Genomic DNA, 4,464 nt, shown 5'->3' with positions numbered 1-4,464 from the left:
TTGTTCCACTTTAGATATTTGTTTAAGATGAGATGTAACTCATTGAAATGTGTCATCATATTCGTCGTCAGAAAACAAGTATTATGCCATTATTTCAATGAGTTATCTTTTTTTGTCGTGTACAAAGCAAGAAATTAGTTTTTCTCTTTATCAACGATTTTGTTTGCTTGGATCCAAGGCGCGAAAATGATGAAAGTATCGCTTACATCATTTGAGGCTCGTAGCCTTGATGCCGTCTTTTATAAGGGATAAAAAAGCCCCTGTTAAAAACAAGGGCTTTTTGACTTAGATATCAGAACTTCGTTCTTTTCTTTGTCTACGATTTTGTTCGCTAGGATCCAAGGTACGCAAAAATAGAAAAGTATGCTTTTCTATTTTTAAGGCACGTAACTTTAGATATTAAAAAACCCACTCAAAATGAGTGGGTCTTCGTATTCAAATCAATTGATTCAAGAAATTAGTTTTTCTCTTTATCAACGATTTTGTTCGCTTGGATCCAAGGCATCATCGCACGTAACTTGTTACCAGTTACTTCGATACCATGCGCCGCGTTTTGACGACGACGAGCAGTCATAGAAGGATAGTTCAACGCACCTTCTTGGATGAACATCTTCGCGTATTCACCAGATTGAATACGTTTAAGCGCATTACGCATAGCTTCACGAGACTGTTCGTTGATTACTTCAACACCAGTTACGTATTCGCCATATTCAGCATTGTTTGATACTGAGTAGTTCATGTCCGCGATACCGCCTTCGAACATTAAGTCAACGATCAATTTAAGTTCGTGTAGACATTCGAAGTAAGCCATTTCTGGTGCATAACCAGCTTCAACCAAAGTTTCGAAGCCCATTTTAACCAATTCAACAGCACCACCACAAAGAACTGCTTGCTCACCGAAAAGGTCAGTTTCAGTTTCTTCACGGAATGAAGTTTCAATAATACCAGTACGACCACCACCCACACCTGAAGCGTAAGAAAGCGCAACGTTACGTGCATTACCAGAAGCATCTTGGTGAACAGCGATAAGATCAGGTACACCTGAACCACGTTGGAATTCTGAACGTACAGTATGACCAGGCGCTTTTGGAGCAACCATGATTACGTCAAGGTCAGCACGTGGAACAACTTGGTTATAAAGAACAGAGAAACCATGAGCAAATGCTAGCGTTGCACCTTGCTTGATGTTTGGCTCAATTACGTCACGGTAAAGTTGTGATTGGAACTCATCTGGAGTCAAAATCATAACTAAGTCAGCTTGAGCTACAGCAGCAGGAACTTCTGAAACTTTAAGACCAGCATTTTCAGCTTTTTTCCAAGAAGTAGAACCAGCACGTAGACCTACAGTTACGTCAACGCCTGAATCTTTAAGGTTAAGCGCATGAGCATGGCCTTGTGAACCATAACCAATGATTGCTACTTTTTTGCCTTGGATGATAGATAAGTCTGTGTCTTTATCGTAAAAAATTTGCATTGCTGTCTCCGCTAAAATGCTTTTGTTTCCTTTAACTTGATACCGTGATTCTGTTTGATTATTCACGTTTCAAGTACCTCACCCATAGGAGTGAGGTGAATATATAAAATTAGATAGTTAAAACTTTTTCGCCACGTGCGATACCTGAAACACCTGAACGTACAACTTCTAGAATTGTATTTTCAGCTAAGGCATCAATAAAACCATCTATCTTTTCAGTTGTACCTGCGATTTGAATGGTATATGTCGTTGGTGTTACGTCTACGATTTGTCCACGGAAAATATCCGCAGTACGTTTAATTTCTGCGCGCGCTGAACCAAGTGCTTTGACTTTAATTAACATCAATTCACGTTCAATATGAGCACCTTCAGACAAATCAACAACTTTAACAACTTCGACAAGCTTGTTGAGTTGTTTGGTGATTTGTTCAATTTTATGCTCATCGCCATACGTGGTTAAAGTCAAACGCGAAAGCGTCGGATCTTCTGTTGGCGCTACGTTTAATGTCTCAATGTTATAACCACGCTGAGAGAATAAACCTACCAAACGTGAAAGCGCACCTGCTTCGTTTTCTACAAGTACAGAGATAATATGTCTCATTGTGTGCGCTCTCCTTTGCCTAACCACATATCTTTCATTGACTGGCCAGCAACCAACATTGGATATACATGCTCTGAACGGTCAACCATCACGTTAATAAACACGCACTTGTCATTGATCGCCATTGCTTCAGCAAGCTTCGATTCGAGTTCATCTGCATGATCAATTTGAATACCCACATGCCCATACGCTTCCATTAATTTAGGGAAGTCAGGAAGTGACTCAACATAAGAACTTGAGTGACGACCTTCGTAGTTCATGTCTTGCCATTGCTTAACCATACCTAATGCACGGTTATTCAAGCATAGAATTTTTACATTCAAGCCATATTGCTTACATGTAGAAAGTTCTTGGATACACATCTGAATCGATGCTTCGCCAGTAATACACACTACTTGTTGATCTGGGAAGGCAAGTTTTGCTGCCATAGCATATGGCAAACCTACACCCATGGTTCCTAGACCACCTGAGTTGATCCATTGACGTGGACGTGTGTATTTGTAGTAAAGCGCACCAAACATTTGGTGTTGACCAACGTCTGAAGTAATGATGGCTTGGCTATTGGTAATTTTATCCAACGCTTCAACAACTTGCTGTGGCTTCATTGAACCATCAGTTGGTTTATCATAGTTCAAACCATGAACTTGACGCCATTCATTGATTTGTTTCCACCAAGCCGCGATATCTTCGGGATTTGGTTTAGACACATTCAATTGCTTTAATTGAGCCAACATTTCAGTCAATACAGGCTCTACTGCACCCACAATTGGGATGTGCGCCATAATTGTTTTTGAAATCGTTGCTGGGTCTATATCAATATGAATGACTTTCGCATTTGGACAGAATTTCGCTGGATTATTGGTTACACGGTCATCGAAGCGCGCGCCCACACACAGAATCACATCTGCATTGTGCATAGTCATATTGGCTTCGTAAGTACCATGCATACCCAACATGCCGATGAATTGTTCATCATTGCCCGGATACGCACCAAGACCCATTAAGGTACTGGTTACTGGATAACCCAGTAAATGTGCAAGTTCTGTCAACTGTGCAGAAGCATTGCCTTGAACCACACCGCCGCCTGAATAAATAATTGGGCGTTTAGCATGAATCAATTCATCAATTGCTTTACGAATTTGACCTGAGTGACCACGATGCGGCGGTTGATACGAACGCATTTTCACTTTTTCAGGATATTCGTAAGCAAATTTCTCTGCAGGATTCGTCGCATCCTTTGGAATATCAACGACAACAGGACCCGGACGACCACTTGAAGCGATATAAAATGCCTTCTTAATAATCGAAGGGATTTCGCTTGCATGACGTACTTGGAAGCTGTGTTTTACGATTGGGCGCGAAATACCAACCATATCCGTTTCTTGGAACGCATCCTCACCGATAAGATGGCTTGCAACCTGACCTGACAAAATCACCATTGGGATTGAGTCCATATAGGCAGTTGCAATTGGAGTTACGGTATTTGTTGCACCCGGACCAGATGTCACCAGTACGACACCTGTTTTACCTGTGACACGTGAGTAAGCATCAGCCATATGACCAGCAGCTTGCTCGTGGCGCACTAGGTAATGATTGATTTTTTCTTGTTGAAATAGCGCATCATAAATATGCAGTACTGCGCCGCCTGGGTATCCAAAAACATGTTCAACGCCTTCGTCCGCTAAAGCGCGTACGAGCATTTCACCACCAGATAAAAGTTCCAACGTGATTCACCCTAATCTTTTTTCACGCACAAATGGAGGGCATTTGTCGTGGTTAATTCATTAACTGTGTGCTCTGTTATAGCACACAAATTTCATAGTTTTCATAGCAATAAGAAAAAAATCTGACCTGCTTGCTGTTTGAGCAATATGGGGTCTAAAACATGTTGGGATAAACATATTTTGTTGGCTTTGTTCAACCTCTCGGCTAGAGAAGAAGTCCATTGCTAAAATGCACTCATTCGAAGGGTGATCGATCTAAGGCATATAAAACTAAAGACAGCATTTTTGTAGTTTCAACCATTAAAGTCAAGTTTAAAAATCGGCTTTTTTCTGATTACTTACAGACCGTTTGTTTTTTAAGCACTCTCTCTTTCTTTGTATTCTTTGTAGTTTGTTTATTTATAACCAGTTAGCATGTGTTTAATAAAATACTTTTATAAATCTAATAAATAAATTAAATGAATGAATGAATGAATGTGAGTTTTTAATTCACTTGCCCCACTTTCAACTTAATACATGGATTAAATGATAAAAACACTAGGACTTACGCATTGACTGATTCAAAAAAGTATTAAAATACTTTATAAAGTATCTGTGATCAGACGAATTAAACATGCTTCTACAGCAACTTGTACATTACCCATTTATATGGGCTTTCTCATGAC

General features: G+C 40.0%; 3 protein-coding genes. All 3 read right to left on the bottom strand.

Annotated elements, in window-relative coordinates:
* Positions 1-457: 457 nt before the first annotated feature.
* A complete protein-coding gene (ilvC, locus tag FTT98_RS17295; RefSeq protein ID WP_078192867.1) occupies positions 458-1,474 on the bottom strand; it encodes a ketol-acid reductoisomerase in 1,017 nt (338 codons plus the stop codon).
* A 109-nt stretch (positions 1,475-1,583) separates the two neighbouring features.
* Positions 1,584-2,075 carry an acetolactate synthase small subunit gene (ilvN, locus tag FTT98_RS17290; protein WP_078189625.1) on the bottom strand — a complete coding sequence of 164 codons (492 nt, stop codon included), beginning with the start codon at positions 2,073-2,075 and terminating at the stop codon, positions 1,584-1,586.
* Complete coding sequence (locus FTT98_RS17285) at positions 2,072-3,799, bottom strand: acetolactate synthase 3 large subunit (RefSeq protein WP_168378448.1); 1,728 nt, start codon at positions 3,797-3,799, stop codon at positions 2,072-2,074. The genes ilvN and FTT98_RS17285 overlap by 4 nt, the downstream gene beginning before the upstream one ends.
* Positions 3,800-4,464 lie beyond the last annotated feature (665 nt).

This window comes from Acinetobacter sp. YH12039 (assembly GCF_013420015.1).
GTDB classification, from domain to species: domain Bacteria; phylum Pseudomonadota; class Gammaproteobacteria; order Pseudomonadales; family Moraxellaceae; genus Acinetobacter; species Acinetobacter amyesii.
The sequence above is the reverse complement of the archived record's forward strand: the minus strand, read 5'-3'. Positions and strand labels throughout refer to the sequence as shown.

Bases quoted from the DNA above. Each gene is read 5' to 3' on its own strand.
- ilvN (WP_078189625.1), bottom strand. From the start codon at position 2,075: ATGAGACATATTATCTCTGTACTTGTAGAAAACGAAGCAGGTGCGCTT.
- ilvC (WP_078192867.1), bottom strand. From the start codon at position 1,474: ATGCAAATTTTTTACGATAAAGACACAGACTTATCTATCATCCAAGGC.